24 protein-coding genes and 1 pseudogene are annotated in these 25,706 nt (G+C 64.5%); 8 read left to right on the top strand and 17 right to left on the bottom strand.

What is annotated here, in order from left to right; all coding sequences use genetic code 11:
• Window position 1 precedes the first annotated feature (1 nt).
• The 3 genes from QX034_RS07430 to QX034_RS07440 all read right to left on the bottom strand — a co-directional run bounded on the left by QX034_RS07430 (window position 2) and on the right by QX034_RS07440 (window position 7,005).
• Window positions 2-3,166 (bottom strand): efflux RND transporter permease subunit, encoded by a 3,165-nt coding sequence (locus QX034_RS07430; RefSeq protein WP_316195143.1) that lies wholly within the window; start codon window positions 3,164-3,166, stop codon window positions 2-4.
• A complete protein-coding gene (locus QX034_RS07435; RefSeq protein ID WP_315706521.1) occupies window positions 3,159-4,196 on the bottom strand; it encodes an efflux RND transporter periplasmic adaptor subunit in 1,038 nt (345 codons plus the stop codon). Before QX034_RS07435 ends, QX034_RS07430 begins: the two co-directional genes overlap by 8 nt.
• A 178-nt stretch (window positions 4,197-4,374) precedes the next feature.
• Complete coding sequence (locus QX034_RS07440) at window positions 4,375-7,005, bottom strand: TIGR02302 family protein (RefSeq protein WP_315706422.1); 2,631 nt, start codon at window positions 7,003-7,005, stop codon at window positions 4,375-4,377.
• Between the two features lie 831 nt (window positions 7,006-7,836).
• On the opposite strand from QX034_RS07440, the gene QX034_RS07445 reads away from it, so the two are divergent.
• From QX034_RS07445 to QX034_RS07455, 3 genes and pseudogenes are all read left to right on the top strand, one after another.
• Window positions 7,837-8,079 carry a DUF1902 domain-containing protein gene (locus tag QX034_RS07445; RefSeq protein ID WP_315743812.1) on the top strand — a complete coding sequence of 81 codons (243 nt, stop codon included), beginning with the start codon at window positions 7,837-7,839 and terminating at the stop codon, window positions 8,077-8,079.
• A pseudogene (locus QX034_RS07450) lies at window positions 8,076-8,271 on the top strand (type II toxin-antitoxin system HicA family toxin). Before QX034_RS07445 ends, QX034_RS07450 begins: the two are co-directional and overlap by 4 nt.
• A 251-nt stretch (window positions 8,272-8,522) precedes the next feature.
• Entirely contained in the window at window positions 8,523-9,356 is an 834-nt protein-coding gene (locus QX034_RS07455) for a hypothetical protein (protein WP_315743814.1), read from the top strand.
• Between the two features lie 224 nt (window positions 9,357-9,580).
• Here QX034_RS07455 and QX034_RS07460 read toward each other — a convergent pair whose 3' ends face one another.
• Both QX034_RS07460 and QX034_RS07465 read right to left on the bottom strand, forming a co-directional pair.
• Complete coding sequence (locus QX034_RS07460) at window positions 9,581-10,297, bottom strand: hypothetical protein (RefSeq protein ID WP_315743816.1); 717 nt, start codon at window positions 10,295-10,297, stop codon at window positions 9,581-9,583.
• Between the two features lie 38 nt (window positions 10,298-10,335).
• Entirely contained in the window at window positions 10,336-10,470 is a 135-nt protein-coding gene (locus tag QX034_RS07465) for a hypothetical protein (protein WP_315807268.1), read from the bottom strand.
• Between the two features lie 268 nt (window positions 10,471-10,738).
• Here QX034_RS07465 and QX034_RS07470 point away from each other — a divergent pair, with 268 nt between their 5' ends.
• Complete coding sequence (locus QX034_RS07470) at window positions 10,739-11,776, top strand: P63C domain-containing protein (protein WP_315743820.1); 1,038 nt, start codon at window positions 10,739-10,741, stop codon at window positions 11,774-11,776.
• Window positions 11,777-12,078: 302 nt separating this feature from the next.
• On the opposite strand, the gene QX034_RS07475 is transcribed toward QX034_RS07470, so the two are convergent.
• Entirely contained in the window at window positions 12,079-12,405 is a 327-nt protein-coding gene (locus QX034_RS07475) for a hypothetical protein (RefSeq protein WP_315743821.1), read from the bottom strand.
• 273 nt (window positions 12,406-12,678) lie between these two features.
• Between QX034_RS07475 and QX034_RS07480 the strand changes: the two genes are divergently transcribed.
• Window positions 12,679-12,870 carry a helix-turn-helix transcriptional regulator gene (locus QX034_RS07480; RefSeq protein WP_315743822.1) on the top strand — a complete coding sequence of 64 codons (192 nt, stop codon included), beginning with the start codon at window positions 12,679-12,681 and terminating at the stop codon, window positions 12,868-12,870.
• Window positions 12,871-13,159: 289 nt separating this feature from the next.
• On the opposite strand, the gene lysA is transcribed toward QX034_RS07480, so the two are convergent.
• The 3 genes from lysA to argH all read right to left on the bottom strand — a co-directional run bounded on the left by lysA (window position 13,160) and on the right by argH (window position 16,479).
• Window positions 13,160-14,425 carry a diaminopimelate decarboxylase gene (gene lysA, locus QX034_RS07485; RefSeq protein ID WP_315743823.1) on the bottom strand — a complete coding sequence of 422 codons (1,266 nt, stop codon included), beginning with the start codon at window positions 14,423-14,425 and terminating at the stop codon, window positions 13,160-13,162.
• A gap of 280 nt (window positions 14,426-14,705) precedes the next feature.
• Complete coding sequence (lptM, locus tag QX034_RS07490; protein WP_315706426.1) at window positions 14,706-14,987, bottom strand: LPS translocon maturation chaperone LptM; 282 nt, start codon at window positions 14,985-14,987, stop codon at window positions 14,706-14,708.
• A gap of 100 nt (window positions 14,988-15,087) precedes the next feature.
• Window positions 15,088-16,479 carry an argininosuccinate lyase gene (gene argH / locus QX034_RS07495; RefSeq protein ID WP_315743824.1) on the bottom strand — a complete coding sequence of 464 codons (1,392 nt, stop codon included), beginning with the start codon at window positions 16,477-16,479 and terminating at the stop codon, window positions 15,088-15,090.
• A 98-nt stretch (window positions 16,480-16,577) separates the two neighbouring features.
• Here argH and tlpA point away from each other — a divergent pair, with 98 nt between their 5' ends.
• A complete protein-coding gene (gene tlpA / locus QX034_RS07500; protein ID WP_316195147.1) occupies window positions 16,578-17,279 on the top strand; it encodes a thiol:disulfide interchange protein TlpA in 702 nt (233 codons plus the stop codon).
• 34 nt (window positions 17,280-17,313) lie between these two features.
• Here tlpA and QX034_RS07505 read toward each other — a convergent pair whose 3' ends face one another.
• The 6 genes from QX034_RS07505 to QX034_RS07530 all read right to left on the bottom strand — a co-directional run bounded on the left by QX034_RS07505 (window position 17,314) and on the right by QX034_RS07530 (window position 21,348).
• Window positions 17,314-17,511 carry a putative motility protein gene (locus QX034_RS07505; RefSeq protein ID WP_315706429.1) on the bottom strand — a complete coding sequence of 66 codons (198 nt, stop codon included), beginning with the start codon at window positions 17,509-17,511 and terminating at the stop codon, window positions 17,314-17,316.
• 70 nt (window positions 17,512-17,581) lie between these two features.
• On the bottom strand, window positions 17,582-18,460 hold the full coding sequence (locus tag QX034_RS07510) for a 3-hydroxybutyryl-CoA dehydrogenase (RefSeq protein ID WP_315706430.1): 879 nt from the start codon (window positions 18,458-18,460) through the stop codon (window positions 17,582-17,584).
• Between the two features lie 100 nt (window positions 18,461-18,560).
• On the bottom strand, window positions 18,561-19,505 hold the full coding sequence (locus QX034_RS07515) for an electron transfer flavoprotein subunit alpha/FixB family protein (protein ID WP_315706431.1): 945 nt from the start codon (window positions 19,503-19,505) through the stop codon (window positions 18,561-18,563).
• The gene (locus QX034_RS07520) at window positions 19,505-20,254 is read right to left on the bottom strand and encodes an electron transfer flavoprotein subunit beta/FixA family protein (protein ID WP_315706432.1); all 750 of its coding nucleotides are present in this window, start codon (window positions 20,252-20,254) and stop codon (window positions 19,505-19,507) included. The genes QX034_RS07515 and QX034_RS07520 overlap by 1 nt, the downstream gene beginning before the upstream one ends.
• A 268-nt stretch (window positions 20,255-20,522) precedes the next feature.
• Window positions 20,523-21,095, bottom strand: coding sequence for a cob(I)yrinic acid a,c-diamide adenosyltransferase (locus QX034_RS07525; RefSeq protein ID WP_315706433.1), 573 nt, complete (start codon window positions 21,093-21,095; stop codon window positions 20,523-20,525).
• A 58-nt stretch (window positions 21,096-21,153) separates the two neighbouring features.
• Entirely contained in the window at window positions 21,154-21,348 is a 195-nt protein-coding gene (locus QX034_RS07530) for a twin transmembrane helix small protein (protein WP_315706434.1), read from the bottom strand.
• Window positions 21,349-21,482: 134 nt separating this feature from the next.
• Here QX034_RS07530 and QX034_RS07535 point away from each other — a divergent pair, with 134 nt between their 5' ends.
• Window positions 21,483-22,376, top strand: coding sequence for a YihY/virulence factor BrkB family protein (locus tag QX034_RS07535; RefSeq protein WP_315706435.1), 894 nt, complete (start codon window positions 21,483-21,485; stop codon window positions 22,374-22,376).
• Here the strand turns inward: QX034_RS07535 and QX034_RS07540 are convergent.
• Both QX034_RS07540 and gluQRS read right to left on the bottom strand, forming a co-directional pair.
• Window positions 22,303-23,775, bottom strand: coding sequence for an ATP-binding protein (locus QX034_RS07540; RefSeq protein WP_316169128.1), 1,473 nt, complete (start codon window positions 23,773-23,775; stop codon window positions 22,303-22,305). The genes QX034_RS07535 and QX034_RS07540 overlap by 74 nt on opposite strands.
• A gap of 193 nt (window positions 23,776-23,968) precedes the next feature.
• Window positions 23,969-24,838, bottom strand: coding sequence for a tRNA glutamyl-Q(34) synthetase GluQRS (gene gluQRS, locus QX034_RS07545; protein ID WP_315706437.1), 870 nt, complete (start codon window positions 24,836-24,838; stop codon window positions 23,969-23,971).
• A gap of 114 nt (window positions 24,839-24,952) precedes the next feature.
• On the opposite strand from gluQRS, the gene QX034_RS07550 reads away from it, so the two are divergent.
• Window positions 24,953-25,699, top strand: a complete 747-nt coding sequence (locus QX034_RS07550) for a DNA-3-methyladenine glycosylase 2 family protein (RefSeq protein WP_315706438.1) — start codon at window positions 24,953-24,955, stop codon at window positions 25,697-25,699.
• Window positions 25,700-25,706: the final 7 nt, after the last annotated feature.

Genomic DNA, 25,706 nt, shown 5'->3' on the forward strand with positions numbered 1-25,706 from the left:
ATCAGGATACAGTCGCCTTTTGGCGTGTCGTCTCCGGCGGGGAAATATCGAACCGCGCATAGCGCAACGCAAGCGGCGGCAGTACCAGCAGGTTCAGCGCCATCGAGGTCACGAGTCCGCCGACAATGACGATCGCCATCGGCCCTTCGATTTCACGGCCGGGCTCGCCGGCACCGAGCGCCAGCGGCAGCAGGCCGAGGCCCGTCACGAGCGAGGTCATCAGGATCGGAACGAGGCGATCGGCCGCGCCCTCGATCGCCGTCTCGGCTCCCCACGCGCGGCGTTCGACCGTGACCAGATGCTCATAATGCGAGATCATCAGGATCGAGTTGCGGAGCGTGATCCCAAACAGAGTGACGAACCCGACCATCGAGCCGAGGGACAATAAGCTGCCCGTGAGTGCAACCGCGAACACTCCGCCGACGAAGGCAAACGGCAGATTGACGAGGACGAGCACCAGGTTGCGCCAGTGGCCCGTGACGAACGACAGCAGAAGGACGATGCCCACCGCCACCAGCAACGAATTGACCAGAAGATCGCGCCGCGACCGAGCCTGCGCCTCGGCCGCTCCCGCGAACTCGACATGGGCGCCGGGCGGAAGCTTGACGTCGCTGGCGATCTTTCGCCTTGCATCGGCGACGAAGGATTCCAGGTCGCGCCCGCTGACACCAGCGGTGACGGTTTGAACGCGCTGCCCATCGCGATGGAGGACCTGATAACGGCCGGAGGTCCCGTAGACGTCCGCGATCTGCCTCAGCAGAACATAAGCGCCGCTCGGTGTCCGCACCGGCATGTCGCCGATCTGAGACAGGCGGGCGTTCGCACGCGTGTCCATCTTGACGATCACGTTGAAGACCGTGTTGCCTTCATAGGCCTGACCGACGACGTCCCCCTGATACGCCGTCCGGATCAACTCCAGCACATCGACCGCGTCGAGTCCCCATCGCTGCAGATCGGTCGGGCGGAGCGTCACATCGACCTGCGGCATTCCCGGCGGAGCCTGCTGCTGAACCTCGATCGCGCCCCGAACTTCGCCGAGCTCACGTGCAACGTCGCGCGCGGCGCGCTGCAGCGAATCGAGATCGGGACCAAAGACGTTCACGACCACTGCCGCGGTGAAGCCGGACACCGTTTCTTCGATCCGCTCGGTCAAATAGGTCTTGATCGAAAAGACGACGCCGGGGAAATCGGCCAACGCTGCGCGAATGCGCTTCTCCGTTGTTTCCTGGTCCGCCCCGGAAAGCCCGGGCTGGAAGTCGATCTCGAACTCGCTGGAGTGCGGACCGACGGTGTCGATGCCGGCCTCGGCACGTCCGACATGCTGGGCCACGCTGCGCACGCCCGGCACGGTTCGAAGCGCAGAAGTGATCAGCTTGCCGATGCGCAGCGATTCATCGAGCGATGTCCCGGGAATCGCCGATACGTGCAGGATCAGATGGCCTTCCTTCAGATCGGGCAGGAAGGTGCCGCCAAAGAACGGCAACATCCCAGCTCCCAGCATCGTGAGAAGCACCGCGGTCGCGACGACCAGCCGAGGAAACCTCCCGATCCGCCAGAGCAGGCTTTCATAGTGACGGCGTGACCAGCGCACCAAGGGCGGAGGTCTGTGCTTTCGATTGCCAGCCGCCTTTCCGGCCAGCAGCACCATGGACAGGGCCGGCGTGACGGTGAGCGCGACAATGAGCGAAGCCGCGACGGCGAGGATATAAGCGATGCCGAGAGGCCCGAACAGGCGGCCGGCGACGCCCGGAAGGACCAGGATCGGCACGAAGACCAGGAGCGCCGCAAAGGTCGCGTAGACCACGGAGGAGCGGACCTCGAGCATGGCGCCGAGCACGACTTGCGTCTCGGCGCGAGGTGCCGCGGAATGGCGGTTCTCGCGCAAGCGCCGCACCACATTCTCGACGCCGATCACGGCATCGTCGACCACTTCGCCGATGGCGATGGCAAGCCCACCGAGCGTCATCGTATTGAGACTTTCGCCCATCCACTCCAGGGCAAGCACGGCGGCGAGCAGCGATAGCGGAATCGCGGTGCAACTGATGACGGAGGTGCGCCAATCGAACAGGAACAGCAGCAGCACGACGATCACCAGCGCGCCGCCGATCAGCAGCGCGTACAGGACGTTGCTGGTCGCCGCATCGATGAAACTCGCGGGGCGAAACAGGTCGGCATGAAGCTGGACCGCTTCGGCCTCCAGCGCCGGCCGCAAGTCCGTCAGCGCCGCCTCGACCCGCGTCGCGACCTCGCGCGTGTTGGCGCCATATTGCTGACTGATCATCAGCATGATTCCGGGCCGGCCGTTGATCAGCGCGGCGCCGATCGGCGGCTCGGGTGCGGTCGCAACGGTGGCGACATCGCCCAGCACCACGCTGGCGCCGTCATGGTGGAACAGAACCGTGCGCGCGAGCTGCTCGGCCGTCAGCGATTGGCCCTGCGTCTGCAGGACGACGCGCTGATTGGCCGTGTCGACAAACCCGGCGCCGCGGACTCCCGTGGCTTTCCGCGCCGCGGCCAGAACGTCGTTCATGCCGACCTTGAAGCGGACCAGATCATCGGGTCGGACCTGCACTTGCAGCGATCTCGTGTCCCCGCCGTAAGTCGATATTTGCGCGACGCCAGGCACCGCCAGCAGCCGTCTTCCGACCGTCCAGTCCGCAAGCGTGCGCAAATCCATCAGCGAGCGGCGATCGGAGGTCAGGCCGATCACAAGCACGGTCCCGGCCGACGACGTCAGCGGCGTCATGGACGGAGGCTGCACGCCTTGCGGAAGGCGGCTCGCCAGGACCGCGAGGCGCTCGGCAACCAGTTGGCGCGCCCGGTAGATGTCGCTGCCCGGCTGAAAGATCACCGTGAGGACCGACAATCCCTGAATCGAGGACGACCGCATGCTCTCGATGCCGGGCAGGCCGATGATCGATGTTTCGACCGGCTGGGTGACGAGCACCTCGACCTGCTCCGGGCCGAGGCCCGGCGCTTCGGTCTGGACCGAAACCTGCGGCGGGGCGAATTCGGGAAACACCCCGTAGCTCGCATTCCCCAGTGCGAACACGCCGTAACCCGCGACGGCGCATGCCAGCGCGAGCACGATCCCGCGGAAGCGGATGGCGAAGGAGACCAACGCCGCCTGCGGCCCGGTCGGCGTCGGGCCGGGGTCGTCAATCATTGTCGTCGTCGCCCCGAAGCTCGCTCCTCGCCTCCTCCGACAATAGGACCTGCGCGCCTCGCATCACGATCTCGGAGCCGGGCGGAATGTCCTGCACGACGTAGTCGTCGTCGGACACAGGCTGATCCGTGCTGATCGGATGACGCTTGAAGCTGGTAGGCCCGGAGCGGAGATACACCCACGACCGGCCCTGCCATTGAACGATCGCGGTGTCCTCGACGAACACGCCTTGATAGGTCTTGCCCGAGGGGACATAGACCGTGGTGTTCATGCCCGGCAGCAAGCCGCTGTCGCCGGACGCCGCAAAAAAGTAGCTCAGTCCCTGGATCCGCGGGTCCGTTCGCGTCGCCGGGGAGATGTAGGAGAGATCGATGTTGGCGCTCCGCGTCGGCGCTTGCGCCAGTGCGACCTGCGGCTCGCCGGCGAGGACCACGCCCGGCGGCAAGGTGACCTGGACGAGAAACTGGTCGCGCTCGATCAAGCGCACCACCTCTTGGGAGCGCTCGACGATCCACTTTCCGATCACGGAGCCCCATTCCTGCCGCGCCGTCGCGGCGAGGGTCTTGACCTGCGATTCCGCGGCGGCCAGGGAGGCCTGATCGGTTCGGAACGTCCCCTCGGCAGTCTCGACGTCTTTCTTCGGCATCGCCGCGGACTGGACGAGGTTCTGGACCCGCTCAAGTGCGCTCTTCGCCACGTCGAGCTTGGCCTGGGCGGTCTGTAGCTGCGCCTGCGCGTTGGTGTAGCTGTTGGCCAGCTCGGTCACCCGGGCGACGTCCAGGACCGCGCCATAGGCTCGGAATTGCTCGGGATGCGGCGCCGCCTCCAGGACGGCGGTCTGCAGTCCGATCTGCCGCTGCTGCGCGGCGGAAAGCGTCACGGTGCCGGGCGCAGCATGTCCGGCGGAAGATGACGCCGGACTGTCCGGACCGTCATCGCTCGCCTGCAACGGCGCAGCGGCCGCTGGGGCGGCGCCCCAGATCGGAGAACCCGCCGCCAGCATACAAACAGCAGCGGCGAGCACTCGCAGCAATCCGCCATCTCTGGGCAAGAGGACACCTGAAGCTTGTCAGTCCTCAACGATTATCGTCCTGAACCCCGGGCTTCAAGGGGCGACATCAGCACCGGCCCGATGGCCGCCCCCCCAAACGAGCGGGAAGGTATCCCGTGGCTTTCAACCTCCGAGGCAGGCGGCCGCGACGGCCGGACTAATAATCCTTCAACAGCCGCTCGATGTAGTCGAGCTCGATCTGCGGACGGGACGGATCGGCCAGCCGGCGGCGCAGCTCTTCGAGGATGCGGCGAACCCGCTGCACGTCGATCTCGCCGGGGACCTTCTGCGAGAAATCGTCGATATCGGTGCTGGGGTGCATCGGCCGTCCGAGCGGATCGGTCTGGCCGTTGCCCTGCCGACGGCCGGCCCGCGACCCCGGACCATCGCCCTGCTGCTCGCCGTCACCGTCCTTTTGCATCGCCTCGGCAAGCTTCTGCGCGCCCTTGCGGAGCGCGTCGAGCGCCTTGCCCTGGCTCTCCACGGCGGCATCGGCATTGCCGTCGCCGAGCCGGCTGCCGGCATCGCCCATCGCGTTGTCGGCCTGGTCGAGGCCGTCGCCCTGATCGCCATCGTCGCCTTGATCGGCCTGCTCGCCTTGCCCGCCCTGTTGGCCACCCTGGCCTTGCTGGCCCTTTTGGCCCTGCTGCCCCTTCTGGCCGCGCTGCCCCTCGCCCATGCCGCGCTTGGCGAGCTGCTCCTGCAGCTGCTTCAGCCGATCGCGGAGCGCCTGCTGATCCTGCTGCAGATCGCCGAAGCTCTGGTCCTGGTCGCCCTGCTGGCGGCCGCGCATGCGGTCGCGGCGGGAGTCCTGACCCTGCTTGAAGGTCTTGTCGCGCAATTGCTGCTGCTTGCGGATCATGTCGCCGAGCTCGTTCAGCGACTGCTGCATGTCGTTGTCGCCCTGGCCGGGCTGCGCCATCTGCAGATTTTCCAGCATCTGCTGCAGCTGCTCGAGCAGCTCGCGCGCGCCCTCCTTGTCGCCGGAGCGCGACAACCGCTCCATGCGATCGATCATGTTCTGCAGGTCCTGCTGGCGCAGGAATTTGGTGTTGGGATCGAGCGGCCGCTGGGCCATCTGCGGATTGTTGCGCAGCTGCTCGGCGAGCTGGCGCATGTAATTGTCCATGGCCTGGCGCAGGTCCTGCGTCAGCTTCTTGATCTCCTCGTCGCTGGCGCCGCGTTCCAGCGCCTGCTTGAGCGCGTCCTGCGCGGCGCGCAGCGCCTTGTCGACGTCGGTGATGTTGCCGTCCTCGATGGTGACGGCGAGCGCCCACAGGCTGGCGACCACCTCGCGCAGCGCATCGTCGGTGCGCGCAGCTTCGAGCTGGCTGGTGACCGAGCGCAGGCCGAGATACTGCCCCGCCTCCGGCGTGAACAGCTCCGGCGCGATCAGGAGCGCATCGAGCGCGGTGAACACGTCGCCGTTGCGATTGGCATCGAGCGCCAGGATGCGGCGCTGCTCGATCAGCGCCCGCGCCAGCGGCTTGGTGAAGAGACGCTCGGGCAGCCGCATCTCGAACGGCTCGCTCTTGCCCTCATTGCCGGCTTCGTCCTTGGCCGTCAGCGTCACCGTGACGTCGGCGCCGGCATAAGGATCCTCGCTGAGATCCTTGACCGTCTGGCCCACCCCGCTGCGGGTGCGGGCATTCGGCAGCACCAGCGGAAACTCCGGCGGCCGGAACAGCGGCCGCGGCGCCTGCGCGCCGGCGTCCTTGTCGGCAGCCCCCTTGTCGACGGGACGCACCGCCACATGGGCGTGCGCTTCGGTCACGCCGTAATCGTCTTCGAGCTTGTAGGACAGTTTGAGCGCGCCGCGGGCCTGCCGCTCCGGATCCTTCGCGAAGGCAATCGTCGGCGGATGGTCGGGCATCGCCGTGAACGTCCATTGCGGCTGCCCCGATGGCGCGCGGACATGGACCGTGCCGTCGCCGGCGATGGTGAAGTGCTTCTCGATGGCGCCTTGAGGCACCGGTTGGGGCGCCGGCTCGGTGGCGGCCGCCTCGGAGATGCCGCCGCCCGCGACCACGTCGAGATTGGCGCCGCTGGAGCGCACGATCAGGGTGCTGCCGGCCGGCACCGCAAGCACCCCGCTCGGCGGCAAGGCGGCCTCCTTGTTCGCCGCCGACAGGATGACCGGCGGCCGGCCCGTATAGACCGGCGGGTTCACCCAGGCATCGACCCGGACCGTGGCCGGCGCCAGCACGCCGTTCCAGTCGAAGGCCGAGGACACGCGCATGGCGCGCTCGTCGCCGGCCGCGACATAGGTCGCGACCATCAGCACCACGACCAGCGCGCGCAACGCCCAGGGATCATGCAGCGACAGCCGCGGGTGCGGACGCCCGGCGCGGATCCGGTTGATCGAGGCGAGCGTGCGCTCGCGCTGAGCCTGCCACAGGGCCCGCGCGATCGGGTCCTGCGTCGCCAGGGTATCGGTGAGCGCCGTGGCGGGACGATGCGCGATTCCGGAGCTGCGATCGAGCCGGGCCAAGCCCTCTTCGCGGCTCGGCCAGCGGAACCGGAGCGCCGGCACCAGCGCCCCGAGCGCGAACAGAGCGAACAGTCCGACCCCGATGGCGCGCGCGGCAAACGGCAGGGACAGCCACAGGCCGGCCCATGACACCACCAGGAACAGGCCGATGACGAGGAGAACGCGGGCCAGATGCGGCCAGCCGCGCTCCCAGGCGATCGCGAGACGCGCCTGTTGCAGCGCCTGCGTCAGCTTCAGCCGTGCGAGCGCATCGGGGGTGTTTCCCGGCTGGGCCGGGTCAGGAATGGCACCGCTCAACAAACTCTCCAGGTTGCCCAGGCACACAAGCTAGCACAAAAGGCGGCAGTGAGGCATCCGTTCCTGAGGGCCGGGCCCTCCGGCAGCCGCCGATCACACGCGAGTGTGACCGGGCGGGTTCCAGACCATTTCCAGAAACCCCGCGCCCTCGCCTATCGCCGTGATCCCGGCACTGCTCTTTTGTATGTCGCATGGAAATCCGTTCTCGCGGCGTGTTTTCGCCCGAGTTTTCCGAGAACGCGTCACCCTCTGGAAAGTGAGGGCGCAGGGAAGACCGGGCGCCGGCCGGCGCCCATGGTCCGCGTGCAGCAAAAAAGCACGCGGCAGAACCACAGGCTCAGCCGAGATCGCCCGGCCTTCCCTGCGCGATGGTGTTACGATTTATACGCGCTCTTCCCGGGGACCGGCTGTGTTGCCCCCGTCCGCGTGATGCCTTTGGCATCATCGCGTTGCGACAATGCGCTGTCAGCGCATTGCGCAGGCATCAGCACCGGGATGCCAGAACCACGCGACTTCACCGTCGCATCGGGATCGTTCGTCCGCATGGAGACCATGCTGCGACCCGACACGCCCACCGCATCCCGCACCCGACGTCCGTGACGATCGCGAAGCGCCCCCTCAGTGGGACGGGATAAGCAGATTGAACCACGATTTCGGAAAAAACGCAATAGAAGATTTTTGAGTGACGGGCTCAGCAGGGGTGTATCGCGCTGGCAATAGTCCTGAACTTGGCCGCGCCACGCGGCAAAGGGGGCAGGCATTACGATGCTGCGGGGTTGATTTTTCCGAACGGCGCACCACAACATGCACGCAGCAGAGGAGCACGCCGACATGTCAACGATCGTGGTTCGCGCGACCTGGGACCCGGAAGCCAGCTATTGGATCGCCGAAAGCCCTGACGTGCCGGGCCTCGCCACTGGTGCCGCCACCCTCAACGAGCTGGCCGCCAAGATCCCCGGGATCATCCAGGACCTGCTCGAAGGCACCGAGGCTTCCAAGGTCACCGAGACCGAAATTCCCATTGAGATCATCGCCTCGATCTCGACCAAGGTGCGCGCCCACGTGGCCGCATGAAAAGCTTCACGCCCGAGCTGAAGAAAATCTTGCGCGAGGCAGGATGCGAGTTTGTGCGGCATGGGCGCGGCGCGCCATGAGATCTGGCAAAGTCCGATCAACGGCCACCGCTTCGTTGTCGACAATGCGATTCCCTCACGCCATCTTGCCAACGCCGTTCTGAAACAGGCCGGTCTGCCCAAGGCGTTCTGATGCCCAATCAGCACCCTGATCCGCAGGCCGCTGGACCTAATAGCCACGGCGCCGACTGGTCCAGTGCACCAATTGTCGCGTCGCGCCGATTTCACGGCATGAATAGTTAAGTGCACTGTCACCGAAATTGGGCACGCGTGGCCTCGCCGAACGGACCTCACAGACTGACTTGAACACCAGCGGGCCGCAGGCAACAATATCCGGCCGCTCGGGCCAAAGGGCTGAGGGGAAGCCAGCCATAGGAATGTCAGGTGCAAGAACTGTTCAACCGGCAAAGGGTCCTGGAGCACGGTACCCGAAATGTAATGGTGGCGCGCCTGACAGTGCAGTCAATAAATCTCCTGCAATATTGCGGCGCAGATAAGAAGCTATCGGAGCCGATCATAGAGCTTTACACGCGATCGATGATCAAGCGGCTGCTACGTTGCTGGGAGATCGAACAGCGTATTCGCGCCGATATTGAAAAGGCCAAGGCTTCGTTTAAGCCAGGAAGCGGCGAAATTCCTCATGTTCCCAGGCTGAAAGAGGATTGCGAGAATTTCCTCGTCGAATTCAAGGATTTTCTCCGCGAATTGCTGGATGTATTCAATCGCCTCTACGGCACAGATTATGTCGAGGCGAGTGAATGGATATGGCCAACGCGAAAGCATCCGCAGCCTGTCATGGATTTCGCAACGACGACCTTTGGAGCGGATAACCTCAAGACAAGATTCCTGAGTCAGATGAAGCGATGCAATGGACCATTTATCTCGATGCGAAACGCCGCCCAACATCCGGGGAAGAACGCCGGCACGCTAACGATAACTGACTTTACGATCGGAGCCGACGGCAAGCTCGTCGAGCCCACGTGGTCGCGTGAGAAAGATGGGAGCGTTGAGTACGGGCCTGAGCCGATTCAGGTAGACCTCGCAATAGGCGTACATAACCTGCTTATTTCTGGCGAAGACGTGCTGGCGATGTGGGCCATGGATAACCTTGTGCCGCCAGGAGTGACCGCGATTGGTGTCATACCGGAAAAGGATCGCGAGCCCAGTTGTCCGCTAAAATACAGGCTTGTCGAAAGCCCAGTCTGTGCGCCGCGATAGATGCGTTCCTTCAGGGAATTACGGTGAAAGTGCACTTAACCTCTGCATCCCACTGCCATGACATGAATTAAGTGCACCGTAATCCGAATGGCGGTTGAGGCCGGCACCGACTTGCCGGAACATGTCGATCCGAAGGATTGGAAGCCAACGACGGTCGACAAAACCGAACTCGCGGCGTTTGTTCGGCAGAGCTTATGGCCTCTAGGCCGCCGCAATCCTTGCTCTTAGTGCCAAGTGATTTCTTGGCCTTTTGCAGTAAAGGCGCGGGAGGCAACTTCCAGATCGTCAGCGTGGGCAACCCATTCCGGCTTGACATCGATGTCTTTGACGACCTCGTTTCCGGAGAAGTCGATAGCGACGACTTGAAACCGCTTCAGTTGCTTCAGATCCTGAAGGGTAATGCCATCCAGCACAAATACTGCGCTGCCACTGAGCACCGCGCCCGGCGATAGGGTTTTGAATTCGCCAAGCACAGGCCGGAAGTTCTTCCAGTTCATAAGCATTATATTCGCGCCCCGCGAACGCGAATGGATCATTATGCTCTCAACGTTACCCTTAGGGGTCACAACCTCGCCGGGGTCGATTACCGTTGAATCAACTGTCCGCTCACCCGACGCTGTGTGGTAGCGCACCAATATTTGCTTTACCGTGAGGTTGTCATCGGACGAGTTGACGAACTGGAACGTGTAAAACACGAAAGACGGTCTGCCATTGCACTGCGCGCCGAGTATCTGCTGGTAATCTAAGTCAAGCCGCGCCTCCTTGTTGAACGTGATGAACGAAAACGGCTTCAGCAGCGTCTTGCCGACATCGACCTTGCTCGTCCAAAAGAAATAGAGTGCGACGATTGCCCCGACCGTAATGACGGACTTAAACGCAATTTCCAGCATAGTTTGCCCCCTCGGCCGCAACCCCATGAGTTCTTGATCCTCCTCGGGCATCCGAGTGAATCCGCAATTTCGCTGACTTGAGGGTACCGCTAGAAGACCGGAACGACTTCGACCGTCGCCTGTGGCAGCACCTCGCTGTTAGATCGGACCCAACGCAGGGCCTCTTGCTCGTCGGTCGTGAGCACCTTGAAGTGCCAGATCAACGGCTCGCGATCCGGCGGCATTGGAGTCGTCACACGGACTAGGGTCGTTAGCATAGCGGGGTCTCTACCTTTGAGCTACACGCTCAATTTTCGGACTTGTCGCCTTTCAGCAGTTTGACATGTCTCATTGAGCTCCTTGCCACGGATCAGCGTAGCGACGGTTATCGCAGGGAGCCGGAGTTACGGTGATGCCGCACAAAACTCGCCCATCCCGCTTGCATGTGTATGCTTGCATTTCTCTGGATGCAAGCATATTCTTGCATCGTCGGAATGCAAGCATGAGGTTAGGGTGAACGAACCTAAGGACGAATCCAAACAGGCGGGCGGATTTGCCCGCGCTAACGCTCTTTCAAAAGAAGAGCGGTCTGCAATTGCTCGGAGGGCTGCGCTCGCTCGTTTCGGTAAAGACCTGCCGAAGGCGGTTGCCGAAGGCGTGCTCCAGATCGGCGATGTACGGTTGGCGTGCGCTGTTCTGGACGACAAGGACAATACCCGCGTGTTCTCGCAAGAGGGTTTCCTGACTGCGATCGGACGCGCGGGAAAGGCTAAGGGCGGGGAAGGCGCTTCGGTCGACGGAAAGCCTGCATTCTTGCGTGCCAAGAACCTAGAGCCATTTATTTCCAATGACCTAGTTGAGGCGACGGTTCCGCTTGAATTCGTGCCATTCAAGGGCCCAGGCTACCAAGGGCGTGCATTCGGCTACAAAGCCAAGCTCCTACCCGGTGTTTGCTGGGTCTACCAGGATGCGCTTGTGGCAGGGAAGTTGACGGCGCAACAGCGCCATATTGGCCTGGCGTGCCAAGCCCTCCTAAAGGCTCTCACGGACCACGCCATTGAGGACCTAGTCGACAGAGCAACCGGTTTTGATGATGTTCGCAAGCGCGACGCCATCATGCGGATGCTAGAGGCTTACGTAGCGAAGGATCGGCTGCCTTGGGTCCAGATGTTCGATACCGACTTCTATCGTGAAGTATTCAGGCTCAATAAGTGGGCTTTTGATCCTGAAAAAACTGCACGTCCCAGCGTACTCGGGCACTGGACGAACAATATCTATGATCGGTTGGCCCCAGGGATCAGACCGACGTTGCACGCCAAGGTGAGACGCAATGCCGCTGGCCGGCCAACGGAGAAGTTGACGCAATACCTGACCCCCGAGGAGGGCAAGCCACGTTTGAAGGAAATGCTAGAGGGCGTTAAGGCCATTATGCGCCTGTCCAAAGACAAGTACGACTTTTGGGAAAAGATGGATATTGCCTATCCCAAGCTGAACGATGCCAATTTGCTTTTGCCGTTCGATGATCTGCCAAGGCTAGGGAAACCAAAATGAAAGAGGCCGCCAACTGAGGCGGCCTCTTAGATGCTCCTCTCACACCTTCTTAAACGGCTGACCGCCCTGGTTTCGGGGGTAGCCGTGCCAGCAATCACCGTGCGCATCGACAATCACGGATTACGGTGACGCTGGGATTACGGTGACGCTGCACAAAACTGCCCAGCTGCTGGCGCAAACCTCCGTGACGAATAAAGCTCACCACGCAGCAGTGCCCAGCGGGAGCAGCAGGGCAAGGATGGACGCACGAGATATCACGGATAGCCTCCGCTGACAGATTCTCAGCCCGACGACACCACCACTCAGACGCCACACTCCGATGTCATCGACCGGATTAGCTTACTGACGGCCATCTCATGGTTCCGCAGAGACTCTCGCCATGTCTCGGCCGTCCAGGTCAGCTGACCCAGCGGCCCCGAGAGGATGATCGTGGTGAAGGACATCAGGCCCGTCGCCTGCGCATTGGGATGGGCAATGTCGGACCGGCTGACCACCGTCAGGACCCGGCCGCGATAGTCGATCGCCGTGACCGCCATCACGCGCTGCTCGGCGGAACGCTCCTCGCCGGGCGGCGTCTCGTTCCCATCCACGCCAGACGCGGAACCTTCAGGGTCGTTGCGACCGTCCATTGGTCTATCTCCGGATTCTGGGCGGCGCTCCCCTTCCTCGCCCTCGAAAGAATGAGGGACGCCTTACGCCGCAGGACTCTCGCTCTTGCCGATACCGCACCGCATATTCCCTGCCGACCGATTCATGCAGCCATCAGCACGAAACTGAATGTATCTTATAGTCGACATTTTGTTTCTGATATCAGGTCGCCTTAAAGTCGTCAATCGGTTGGATATGCGTTCGTGGACAAGCGAACCCATAGACGGCGAACACGGGAGATCCTGGCGCGCAACATGCGCATGTTGCGTGCGGCCCAAAGCATGAGCCAGGAAGCGCTGTCGCATGAGGCCGGGATCAACCGGACCTATGTCAGCTCGGTCGAGCGGTGCGAACGGAACGTCTCGATCGACAACATCGAGAAGATCGCCAAAGCGTTGAAAACCGAGGCCTGGAAGTTGTTGAAGCCGGATCTGCTGGACGCATAGGCGCCATTGCGCGCCTCGTCGCCGCGCGGCGATAGGCCCAAGCAAAATCAGCAAGCGTAGCCCGCATGAGCGTCAGCGACATGCGGGAGCAGGACCCGGATATCGCTTCGCTCATCCGGACTACGCCTGGCCGCTGCCGTTCAAGGGGGCAGCCGAATTAAGTTGACGTTTCAGGTGCGATGCAGATGCCGCATCAGCTCGAGATTCCGGGTTCAGCCCTGACGGGCTGCCCCGGAATGACGGGGCTCATGGAGAGGTCGGACCAATTCGAGCGTCCGGCCACGTCAACTCACAACCACGGCGCCGGCGTGTCCATGGCAATCAGCGCATCCACGTCGAGCCGCGGCCTAATCACCGCGGCCTGGTCGTCCTTCACCAGCACCTCCGGCACCAGCGGCCGCGTGTTGTAGGTGCCGGCCTGCACCGCGCCATAGGCGCCGGATGTCATGATCGCCAGGAGGTCGCCCGGCTTCGGCTCCGGCAGGGCGCGGTCGAGCGCGAGGTAATCGCCGCTCTCGCAGACCGGGCCGACCACGTCGGCGATCATCTGCGGCGTGCCGGGCGCGGGCGCAACGACCGGCAGGATGTCGTGATGGGCTTCGTACAGCGTCGGGCGGATCAAATCGTTCATCGCGGCATCGATGATGACGAAGTTCTTGGCTTCGCCATGCTTCACATAGATGACCTTGGCGACGAGGATGCCGGCATTGCCGACGATCATCCGCCCCGGCTCGAACAGCAGGGTGCAGCCGAGATTGTGGCTGACGCGCTTGACCATCGCGGCATAGGCGTCCGGCTCCGGCGGCGCGCCGCGGTCCATGTGATAGGGAATGCCGAGGCCACCGCCGAAATCGACGTGGCTGATGGTGTGGCCGTCGGCGCGCAGCGTCTGCACGAACTCGGTGAGGATGCGGAAGGCCGTCTCCATCGGGCCGAGATCGGTGATCTGGCTGCCGATATGCACGTCGACGCCCGAGACCTTGATGCCCGGCAGCGTGGCGGCGCGGGCATAGACCCTGCGCGCGTGCTCCAGCGGAATGCCGAACTTGTTCTCGGACTTGCCGGTCGAGATCTTGGCGTGGGTGCCGGCATCGACGTCCGGGTTCACGCGCACAGAAATGTGCGCCGTATGCCCGGTCTCGGCGGCAAGCTGCGACAGCAGCTCCAGCTCCGGCTCGGACTCGATGTTGATGCAGCGGATGCCGGCCGCGAGCGCCGAGCGCAGCTCGGCCTCGGTCTTGCCGACGCCGGAGAACACGATCTTGCTGCCGGGGATGCCGACGGCCAGCGCGCGCTTCAGCTCGCCGCCCGAGACCACGTCGGCGCCGGCGCCGAGCTTGGCGAGGGTCCGCAGCACCGACTGGTTGGAATTGGCCTTCATCGCGTAGCAGATCAGGACGTCCTCGCCTTTGAAGGCATCGGCGAAGACGCGGTAATGCCGCTCCAGCGTCGCGGTCGAATAGCAATAGAACGGCGTGCCGACCTGGGCGGCGAGGTCGGCGAGGTTGACCGCCTCGGCGTGCAGCACGCCGGAGCGATAGTCGAAATGGTTCATGGGCTGTGATCCGCGCAGCCCTTCGCAAAGGGCTTAGAGTGTCTCGGCGCGACTTGCCGAGAAACCGGAGGGAATGTCAATTCGCGCTGCCACCCTCCCCAGCAGGGGGAGGGTCGACGCTCGTCGCATCAGCGACGGGCTGCGGGGTGGGGTGGGCCAAGGAAACCGGCGCGGGTGGAGAGATCACCCCCCGCCTCACGGCTCGCTTCGCTCACGGTGAGGCGACCCTCCCCCTCCAGGGGGGTGAAGCATCGACCACCCGTCGAGCTTCAGCTCAACCCTATTTATTGCTGTCCAGGAGCGGATCCAGGATGAAGGGCTTCTTGTTGCCGCGCGGCGCAGCCGGGGCAGCGTCGGCGCCGTAGCTGGAGCCGAACACGCTCGGCTTGGCCGCGTTCTCCTGGGCGGTGTCGGTGGGGGCCGACGACAATTGGGGCTGCGGCGGCGAGTTCGGCGGCAGGTCCAGCGGGCCCTTGCGCCCGCAGGACGCGAGCAGCAGCGCGGCAGCACCCACGGCCACAATGGCCCAGCCGGACGAGGTCGGACGACGGCTACGATTCACGTTTCGATATCCCCAATGCGGGCGGCACCATACAGAGAAAGCCCAGCCCTGGCGAGTGCCGGAGTGCCACGCAAGCACGGCGAAATTTGGCGCCGAGACCCTACTTTCGCTGCTTTTCCAACCGCTTCAGCCAGCTCTTGGCCTGCGCGGTCACGTTCTTGGGCGCGGTGCCGCCGAAGCTCGTGCGGCTCTTCACCGAGGATTCGACCGAGAGCACGCCGAACACCTCGGCCGTGATCTTCCGCTCGACCTCCTGCATGGCCTTGAGCGGCAGCTCGTGCAGCGCGACGCCCTGCTTGGCGGCGAGCGCCACGATGCGCCCGGTGACGTGATGGGCCTCGCGGAACGGCATCTTCAGGGTCCGCACCAGCCAGTCGGCGAGATCGGTCGCAGTGGCATAGCCCTCGCCGGCGGCCGCCTTCATCCGCTCCGTCTCGGGCACGAGATCGATCGCCATGCCGGTCATGGCGCGGATCGCCAGCGACAGCGCCGCGAAGGCCTCCATGGCGCCCTGCTTGTCCTCCTGCATGTCCTTTTGATAGGCGAGCGGCAGACCCTTCATGACGATCAAGAGCCCGTTCAGCGCGCCGATCACCCGGCCGGTCTTGGCGCGCACCAGCTCGGCGGCGTCGGGGTTGCGCTTCTGCGGCATGATCGAGGAGCCGGTGGTGAACTTGTCCGACAGCTTGACCAGCCCGACCAGCGGCGAGGTCCAGATCACGATCTCCTCGGCGAAGCGCGACAGGTGCACCGCGCAGATCGAGGCCGCCGACAGCGTCTCCAGCACGAAATCGCGGTCGGACACCGCATCCAGCGAATTGGCCATCGGCCGGTCGAAGCCGAGCGCCTCGGCGGTGGCGTGGCGGTCGATCGGGAACGAGGTGCCGGCGAGCGCGGCCGCCCCCAGCGGCGATTCGTTGAGCCGCTTGCGGGCGTCGGCGAAGCGGCCGCGGTCGCGCGCCGCCATCTCGACATAGGCCAGGAGGTGATGGCCGAAGGTGACGGGCTGGGCGGTCTGCAGATGGGTGAAGCCGGGCATCACAGTGCCGGCATGCTCCAGCGCCCGCTCCGCCAGCGCCTGCTGATAGGCGACAAGCGCGGCATCGACCTCGTCGATGGTGTCGCGCACGAACAGGCGGAAATCGGTCGCCACCTGGTCGTTGCGGGAGCGTGCGGTATGCAGGCGGCCGGCGGCGGGGCCGATCAGCTCGCTCAAACGGCTCTCGACATTCATATGAATGTCTTCGAGCGCGCGCTTGAATTCGAACGAACCCTTAGTGATCTCTGACAAAATCGTGTCTAGACCCTTAGCCAGATTTTTCGCATCACTGGCGGTGATGATGCCCTGCGCGGCAAGCATGGCGGCGTGCGCCTTGGACGCGGCGATGTCCTGGGCGTAGAGGTGGCGGTCGACGTCGATGGAGACGTTGATCTCCTCCATGATCTCATCGGGACGCTCCGAGAACCGGCCGCCCCACATCTTGTTGCTCATGCCTTGTTGCTCTTAAAAACCTTGCCTGATCACCGCCGGGAGACGCCATGTTCGGGCGTGCCCCAATTGGCGCCTCTGATAGCCGCAACCGACCCGAAATGACAAACGATAAGCCCGATCCCTCCCCCGCCCGACCGACCGCCTTGCCGACCGCCTCGCGCCGGATGCCGGCCGTCATCGGCGCGGTGGTCGCCGTCGCTGCGCTCGGTGTGCTCGGCCTTTACGCCGGCGGATGGCTGCACGGGCGTCCGGCCGGCGACCAGTCTTGCCAGCCGGCCGTCGATACCGCCAGGAAGATCGCGCCGCTCGCCCATGGCGAGGTGGCGGCCCTGACCATGGCGACGACGCCGCTCAAGCTGCCGGACCTCGCCTTCGAGGACGCGAACGGCGCACCGAAAAAGCTCTCCGACTTCCGCGGCAAGACGGTGCTGCTGAACCTGTGGGCGACCTGGTGCGTGCCCTGCCGCAAGGAGATGCCGGCGCTGGACCGGCTGCAGGCCAGGCTCGGCGGCCCGAATTTCCAGGTGGTCGCGGTCAATATCGACACCCGCGATCCCGAGAAGCCGAAAGCGTTCCTGGCCGACGCCAAGCTGACACAGCTGGATTATTTCAGCGATGCCAAGGCCAAGGTGTTCCAGGATCTGAAATCGATCGGCCGCGCGCTGGGCATGCCGACGTCGGTGCTGGTGGACAGCACCGGCTGCGAGATCGCGACCATCGCCGGTCCCGCTGAATGGGACAGCGACGATGCAGTCAAGCTGATCAAGGCTGCGACCGCGTCGGCCGCGGCGGGGCTGTAACCCCGGCGGCTTGCGCTCGGCCCGGACAATGCAATCAGGCGGCGATGTTGAGATTGCCGCCGACGCCGGGACCGACATTGGCGAGCGAGAGCGTCTGCTGCGCGCCGCCGAGCAGGGTCAGGACCGCTGATTTCTGAGAATCGAGATTCTGCTTCAGCATCGACGTGGCGACCTGCTGCTGCACCGCGCCCTGCTGCTGCGCCATCACGGCGGCGACGAGACTCATATCCATACGCAAACACCCCTCTTACCCGACGTTAACCGGCAGATCTTAACGAAGGGTGGAGGTAAGCGGCGGTGGCTTATCGCGTCGGGACCGGCTTCGGCCCGCGATAGTCGTAGAAGCCGCGCTGGGTCTTCCGTCCGAGCCAGCCGGCCTCGACATATTTCACCAGCAGCGGACAGGGCCGGTACTTGGAGTCGGCCAGCCCCTCATGCAGCACCTGCATGATGGACAGACAGATATCCAGGCCGATGAAATCGGCGAGCTCCAACGGCCCCATCGGGTGATGGGCGCCGAGCTTCATCGCGGCGTCGATCGCCTCGACATTCCCCACGCCCTCATAGAGCGTGTAGATCGCCTCGTTGATCATCGGCAGCAGGATGCGGTTGACGATGAAGGCGGGAAAATCCTCGGAGACCGCGACCTGCTTGCCCAGCCGCGTGACGAACTCCTTCGAGGCCTCGAAGGTCCTATCGTCGGTGGCGATGCCGCGGATCAGCTCCACCAGTTCCATCAGCGGAACCGGATTCATGAAATGAATGCCGATGAAGTGCTCGGGCCGGTCGGTGCAGGCGGCGAGCCGCGTGATCGAGATCGAGGAGGTGTTGGAGGCGATCAGCGCCTCCGGCTTCAGGACGGCGCAGAGATCGTGGAAGATCTTGCGCTTGACCTCCTCCTTCTCCGTCGCGGTCTCGATCACGAGATCGCAATCGGCGAGCCCATCCAGCGTCTCGGCCAAGGTGATCCGGCCCAAGGCCTGGCTGCGGGCTTCGTCGGTGATCATCTTCTTGGCGATCTGTCGCGACAGATTGCCGTTGATCGTCGCCATGCCCGACTTCAACCGGTCGGAGGAGACGTCGTTGAGCACCACGTCGAGCCCGGCGAGCGCGGCCACATGCGCAATGCCGTTGCCCATCTGTCCCGCGCCGATCACGCCGACCTTGTTGATCTGAGCCATCTTTTTGTCCACCGGACGGCGCGCATGTCGCGCCTGTCCATGCTCCTTACAACGTTCCAGCACCGGCTGGGATCATCCCCTCCGGCCGGTGTCCACCAGTTTATTTGCCGAGCTTGCCAAGCGCCTCGGTCAATTCGGGGACCGCCTGGTAAAGATCGGCGACCAGACCGTAATCGGCAACCTGGAAAATCGGCGCGTCCTCGTCCTTGTTGATCGCGACGATCACCTTGGAGTCCTTCATGCCGGCCAGATGCTGGATCGCGCCGGAAATGCCGACCGCGACATAGAGCTCCGGCGCCACCACCTTGCCGGTCTGGCCGACCTGCCAATCGTTCGGGGCGTAGCCGGCATCGACCGCCGCGCGCGAGGCGCCGACACCGGCGCCGAGCTTGTCTGCCAGCGGCTCGATATATTTGGCGAAATTCTCGCGGCTCTGCATCGCGCGGCCGCCCGAGACGATGATCTTGGCCGAGGTCAGCTCGGGACGGTCGCTCTTGGCGACCTCCTCGCCGACGAAGCTCGACAGCGCGGGATCGCCGGCCGCGGCGACCGTCTCCACCGGCGCGCTGCCGCCTTCGCCGCTAGCTGCGAAGGTCGAGGTGCGCACCGTGATCACCTTCTTGGCGTCCTTGGACTTCACGGTCTGGATGGCGTTGCCGGCATAGATCGGCCGCTCGAACGTATCCGGCGAGACCACCTTGATGATCTCGGAGACCTGCATGACATCGAGGAGCGCGGCGACGCGCGGCATCACGTTCTTGTAGCGCGAGGTCGCGGGCGCGACGATCGCGTCATAGCCCGCAGCGAGTTGGACGATCAGCGCCGCCAGCGGCTCGGCGAGGTCGTGCGCGTAAGACCCGTCGTCGGCCAGCAGCACCTTCCTCACGCCCGCAAGCTTGGCCGCCGCGTCCGCGGCAGCCTTGGCGTTCTGGCCGGCGACCAGCACGTCGACCTCGGCGCCCAGCGCGCTCGCTGCAGTCAGCGTCTTGTTGGTCGCATCCTTGACGGAGGCGTTGTCGTGTTCGGCAATCAGCAGCGTGGCCATCAGAGCACCCCGGCTTCGGTCTTGAGTTTGGAGACGAGCTCGGCGACGTCCTTGACCTTGACGCCGGCCTTGCGTCCCGCCGGTTCCGCGGTCTTGAGCACATCGAGACGCGGGGTGATATCGACGCCGGTGTCGGCAGCGTTCTTCTCGGCGATCGGTTTCTTCTTCGCCTTCATGATGTTCGGCAGCGACGCATAGCGCGGCTCGTTGAGGCGCAGGTCGGTGGTGACGATCGCCGGCCCCTTCAGCTTGACGGTCTGCAGGCCGCCATCGACCTCGCGCGTGACCTTGAAGTCGGCCCCGTCCACCTCGAGCTTGGAGGCGAAGGTCGCCTGCGACCAGCCAAGCAAGGCGGCCAGCATCTGGCCGGTCTGATTGCTGTCGTCATCGATCGCCTGCTTGCCGAGGATGATCAGGCCCGGCTGCTCCTCCTGGGCGACGACCTTGAGGATCTTGGCCACCGCCAGCGGCTCGACATTGCCTTCGGCCTTGACCAGGATGCCGCGGTCGGCGCCCATCGCCAGCGCGGTGCGGATCGTTTCTGACGCCTGGGCGGGCCCGATCGAGACGATCACGACCTCGGTGGCCTTGCCGGCTTCCTTCAGCCGCAGCGCTTCCTCGACCGCGATCTCATCGAACGGATTCATCGACATCTTGACGTTGGCGAGTTCAACGCCCGACCCGTCGCTCTTAACGCGGACCTTGACGTTGTAATCGACCACCCGCTTGACCGGCACCAGAACCTTCATCGATCCTCTTTCGTGTAAATCTTTCGGGTTGACTGTTCGGGCGCGGAACCTAAAGCGGCCGTACCCCCCGGTCAACGCGCGAGAAGCGAAAAATCACGCATCGCAACGGCAGGGTCTTTGCTCCCGACGCGCGTCTCGCCGCGACCATCATCTTAGCCGCTTCCGCCCCGCTCCGGTACTGGCAAATCCATGATTTGCTATCGCTTTTCGATCTTGCGTCAATCCGCTGAACGGGCGCGAAAGGACGTCGTTCGGCACACGCAGCGCCTCAGCGGTTCTGCCCCGGCACCCACAAGACATCGCCCGCCCCGTTTCCGTTCACAGCCCGGCTGGCGACGAACAGGAAATCCGAAAGCCGGTTCATGTAGCGCAGGGCCGCCTCGCTGACCGGCTCATCCGGCTTGACGGCCAGTTCCGCCATCAGCCGTTCCGCCCTGCGGCAAATCGTGCGGGCCACATGCAGATGGGCGGCGGCCGGCGTGCCGCCGGGCAGCACGAACGAGGTCAGCGGCGCGAGCTGCGCATTCAGCGTGTCGATGTCGTGCTCGAGACGCTCGACCTGGCTTGCGACGACGCGCAAGCGCTCCGCCTTGCCCTCGCGCTGGGGAACCGCGAGATCGGCGCCGAGATCGAACAGATCGTTCTGGATCAGCGAGAGCATCGCATCGACATCGGCGCGATCTGCAAGGTGCAGCCGCGCGACGCCGATCGCCGCATTGGTCTCATCGACGGTCCCATAAGCCGCGACACGCAGATCGAATTTCGGCCGTCGCTCACCATTGCCCAGCGCCGTCGTACCGTCGTCGCCGGTGCGCGTATAGATGCGATTGAGGACGACCATATGTGCTCCTTAGTGCCGCAAATGAGTGGCCCAAATTGGCGCCAAGTTGGCGGTCGAGTTAGCGGCCCATCGCCCAGATCGCGGCCATCGCAATGACGATGGCGACGAACTGCAGGATGACGCGCCAGCGCATCAGCTTCTGCGACAGGTTCGGCGAACCGCCACGCATCATGTTGACGAGGCCGAGGAACAGAACGAACGCGACGGCGCCGACTGCGATGGGAAGAAGGAATATGCTCAAAACGGACGTCATCGGCGTTAGATAACATTGGAATACGGTGGGCGCCATGGCGGATCAGGCGCTGCGGCGATCCACGATCTGGCTTTTCGCGGAAGAATGTCCGATGTTCGCCGGGACCGGGCGAGCGTCGCGGGTGCAGGTGCAAGGTGAAGCTGCTTCGCTATATCATCCACGTCAGCCTGGATGCGTTCTACACGTTCCTTGCCGATGACGGCTGGGCGATCGCAAGCCACATCGCGCTGTCGACCCTGATGGCGCTGTTTCCGTTCCTGATCGTGCTGACGTCGCTGGCCGGCTTTATCGGCTCCAAGGACCTTGCCGACCAAGCGGCCACATTGCTGCTGCAGACCTGGCCGACCCAGGTCGCCGACGCGCTCGCCACCCAGATCCACGACGTGCTCACCACCACCCGCACCGATGCGCTGACCATCGGCGCCGTGCTCTCGGTCTATTTCGCCTCCAACGGCGTCGAGGCGCTCCGTGTCGGGCTCAACCGGGCCTATAACGTCGTCGAGCAGCGGCGCTGGTACTGGCTGCGGCTCGAATCGATCGCCTACACGCTGCTCGCCGCCTTCACCGCGCTTGCCATGTCGTTCCTGATCGTGCTCGGACCCTTGATCATGGCGACCGCGCGCCCCTACCTTCCGGTTGCGGTGGAGGCCAATGAGCGCTTCGTCCACCTGTCGCGCTACGGCATCACGATCACGGCCCTGACCGTCGCGCTGTTCGTCCTTCATGCCTGGGTGCCGTTCGGCCGCCGCAGCTTCCTGCAGATCCTGCCCGGCATCGTCTTCACCTTGGTCGCCTCGCTGGTCTCCGGCATCGTGTTCGGCCAATACCTGGCGCGCTTCGCCAACAACTACGTCACGATGTATGCGGGGCTGGCCTCGGTGATCATCGCGCTGGTGTTTCTGTATTTCATCGCCGCGATCTTCATCTACGGCGGCGAGCTGAACGCCGCGATCATCAAGTCGCGGCTGCCGCGCGGCTCGTCACTTCGAGCAGCGCACTCGCGAGCGCCCGCGGAGCGACAGGCTTGAGCAGGAAAGCGTCGGCCCCGGCCGCGCGGGCAGCCGCCTCGTCTTCGCCGCGGCCTGACACGCCTATAATCGGTATGCTGCCGTAAGGCGGCTCGAGCTTGCGGATGCGCGCGATCGCCTCGACGCCGTTGATGCCGGGCAGCACCATGTCCATCAACACCGCGTCCAATCCGCCTTTTTGGATCCTATCCGGCGCCGCTTCGCCGCTGCCGATAAACTCGGCCTGATGGCCAAGCTCGTTCAGGATGGTGTTGAGCACGACACGCCCGAACGGATTGTCCTCGACCCCGAGCAGCCGCAGCGACCGTGTCGGCGCAAGGAAGATTGCCCCCTCCGGCCCGCCGGCTTGGGATTGAGGCGCCTCGGCGATCGTAACGCCGACCGTCAGGGTGAAGCTGGTGCCGCCATTCGGGCGCGGCGCAACCGACACGTCCCCACCCATCGCACGTGCCAGCTGCCGGACCGACGAAAGCCCGAGCCCGGCGCCCCCGAAACGGGAGGCGATCGATACGTTGGCCTGCGTGAACGGACGGAACAGCCGCTTGATCTCCTGCAAGGTCAGCCCGATGCCGCTGTCCGACACCTCGAAGGCGATCGTGACTTTGCCCTTTGCCACCTTGCCTCTGGCGCGTCCGGCCCGCCGTGCCACTGTGACCTTGAGCGCAACCCCGCCCTGCTCGGTGAACTTGACCGCATTGTCGATCAGATTTTCCAGCGCAGCGCGCAGGCGAACGGGATCGCCGACCACCAGCGCCGGCAATTCGTCGGAGAGATCGACCTTGGCGGCCAGTCCCTTGGCGGCGGCGCGCCCGGCCAGGGAATCACCGGCTGCGCGGGCCAGCACGCCCAGATCGAACAGGTCGGTCCGCGGCGCGGCCCCCGTGGTCCCGTTCCTGGTCCCGTTCTTGGCGGCGTCGACGAACAAGGTCGCGAGGCTGGAGAGGTGCTCGGCGCCTGCCTTGATCGTCTCGACCCAGCGACGCTCGCGCTCGCCAAGCTCGGAGGTCGCCAGGAGGTCGCTGATGGCCAGGATGCCGGTCAGCGGCGTGCGGACCTCGTGGGCGAACACCGCCAAGGCCGCCTCGACGACCCCACGGGTGGACGTTCGCGCAACCGGCTCGCGAGCTGCACGCGGCACGCCTCGCGCCACCGAGGTCACCCGAGGGGTGCGCTTGGTCGAATTGGTTTTGGTCGAATTGGGCGAATTGGGCTTGGTCGAACTCGCCTTGCTCGAATTCGTGCTGGTCGAACTTCTCTTGGCCAACCCCGCTGCGGCAACCTTCAGGCTGGCCGAGGTCGCGGCCGTCGCATTCGCTCTGGGCGAACCCGACCTCGACTTACCAGGCTTGGCCGACCGGGCTTGGCGCCCCGCACCCCGCTTCCGAACGCGTTTCATCATGGCCCTTCTGACATGAACTCCGGAAACGAAGGGGCACTTGCATGGTCATGTCGTCTCGTGCCGCTTTCGATTGAAGCTCCTGATTAACCCGCGCTATTAGCAGCATGGCACGGCTGCCCCCCGGGTGTCACGACAGGCTTTGGGTTGTCCCCGCAGGAAAAACGATCGAAAACACCCGGAAACGATCCGGAGGTCACAGCAGCCCAACAAGCCGGCGAATGTCCGATGGCGACGCGCCTTGGGCGCGCAGCGCCCGCAGTCCAACCGCCCGACTGGATTTGGAGAGCTTGTCGCCCCTGTCATCGCGAATCAGCCGATGATGGCGGTAGCGCGGCTCAGGCAGACCGAGCAGGGTTTGCAGCAGGCGGTGGACGCTGGTGGCCTGGAACAGGTCCTGGCCACGCACCACCTCGGTGACGCCCTGCAGCGCATCGTCGACGACCACCGACAGGTGATAGCTGGTCGGCGTTTCCTTGCGCGCCAGGATCACGTCGCCCCAGAGGCCCGGCCGCGCGCCGATGCCCCCCGTCTCTCCCGCCGGCCCTTCGCCTTGCTCCACCCAGGTCAGCGCGCCGACCTCGGCGATCGCAGCCGCCATGTCCAATCGCAGCGCATGCGGCAGACCGCGCGCGATGCGCTCGGCCCGTTCGCCGGCCTCGAGCTGCTTGGCCGTGCCTGGATAGAGAGGCGCGCCATCGGGATCGCGCGGCCACCGGCCCTCCGCCTCGCGCTGGGCGACCAGCCTCGCGATCTCGGCGCGGCTCTCGAAGCTCGGATAGACCAGCCCGCACGCGGTCAGCCGCGCCAGCGCGGCGCGATACTCATCCAGATGCACCGACTGCCGCCGCACCGGCTCCTCCCAGGCGAGACCGAGCCAAGCGAGGTCCTCATAGATCGCCTGCTCGAATTCGGGCCTGCAGCGGGTCGGATCGATGTCCTCGATCCGCAGCAGGAAACGTCCGCCGCACGCCTGCGCCAGGTCGAAATTGAGCAGCGCCGAATAGGCGTGACCGAGATGCAGATAGCCGTTCGGACTCGGCGCAAATCGGAAAACGGGTGGCATATGATCGCATCATTGCCGGACTTGATCCGGCGATCCATCCTTTGGAAGCTTGTTTCCATAGGAGATGGATGCGCGGGTCAAGCCCGCTCACGACGATCACAAGGGCAGTCCGACATGACCCTCCACCTCGACAACCAGGACATTCTCGACGACGCGATCCACGCCTTGGTCAAGCAGGACCCGCGACTGAAGCCCGTTCTCGAAGCCGCGGGCATGCCGGGCCTGCGCCGCCGCGAGCCGGGCTTTGTGGGGCTCGCGCATATCGTCTGCGGCCAGCAGCTCTCGACCGCAAGCGCGGCCGCGATCTGGGGCCGCCTTTCCGCCGCATTCGATCCGTTCGATCACGACGCGATCCGTCGCGCCCGCGCCGACCGCTTGGGCCGGCTCGGGCTATCGGCCGCGAAGATCAAGACGCTGAAGCACATCGCACGCGAACTATCCGCCGAGCGGTTGAACCTCGACGTGCTCGCCAACGAAGACGCCGATGCCGCGCACAACACGCTCACCGCCCTGCCCGGCATCGGGCCATGGACCGCAGACGTCTACCTCCTGTTCTGCCTCGGCCATGGCGATGCCTGGCCCGCGGGCGACCTCGCGGTGCAGGAGGCGATCAGGGCCGGGCTGGGCTTGAGCAAGCGCCCCACCGCGAAGGAGATGATGCCGCTGGCGGAAGCATGGCGCCCGCTGCGCGGCGCGGCGGCGCATCTGTGGTGGAGCTATTACCGCGCGATCAAGAAGCGCGAGGGCGTCATCGGCGCAGACCAAGCAGCAGCGAAAGCGAACGGCGTTTCAAACAAAGTTGCGGTTGCAAAACGGTCATCGTCGTCGAAGACAATCGCGGGAGACAAGCCAGCAAAGTAGCTTGAGG

Origin of the sequence: Bradyrhizobium sp. SZCCHNR3119 (genome assembly GCF_032487775.1) — a bacterium.
GTDB lineage: Bacteria > Pseudomonadota > Alphaproteobacteria > Rhizobiales > Xanthobacteraceae > Bradyrhizobium.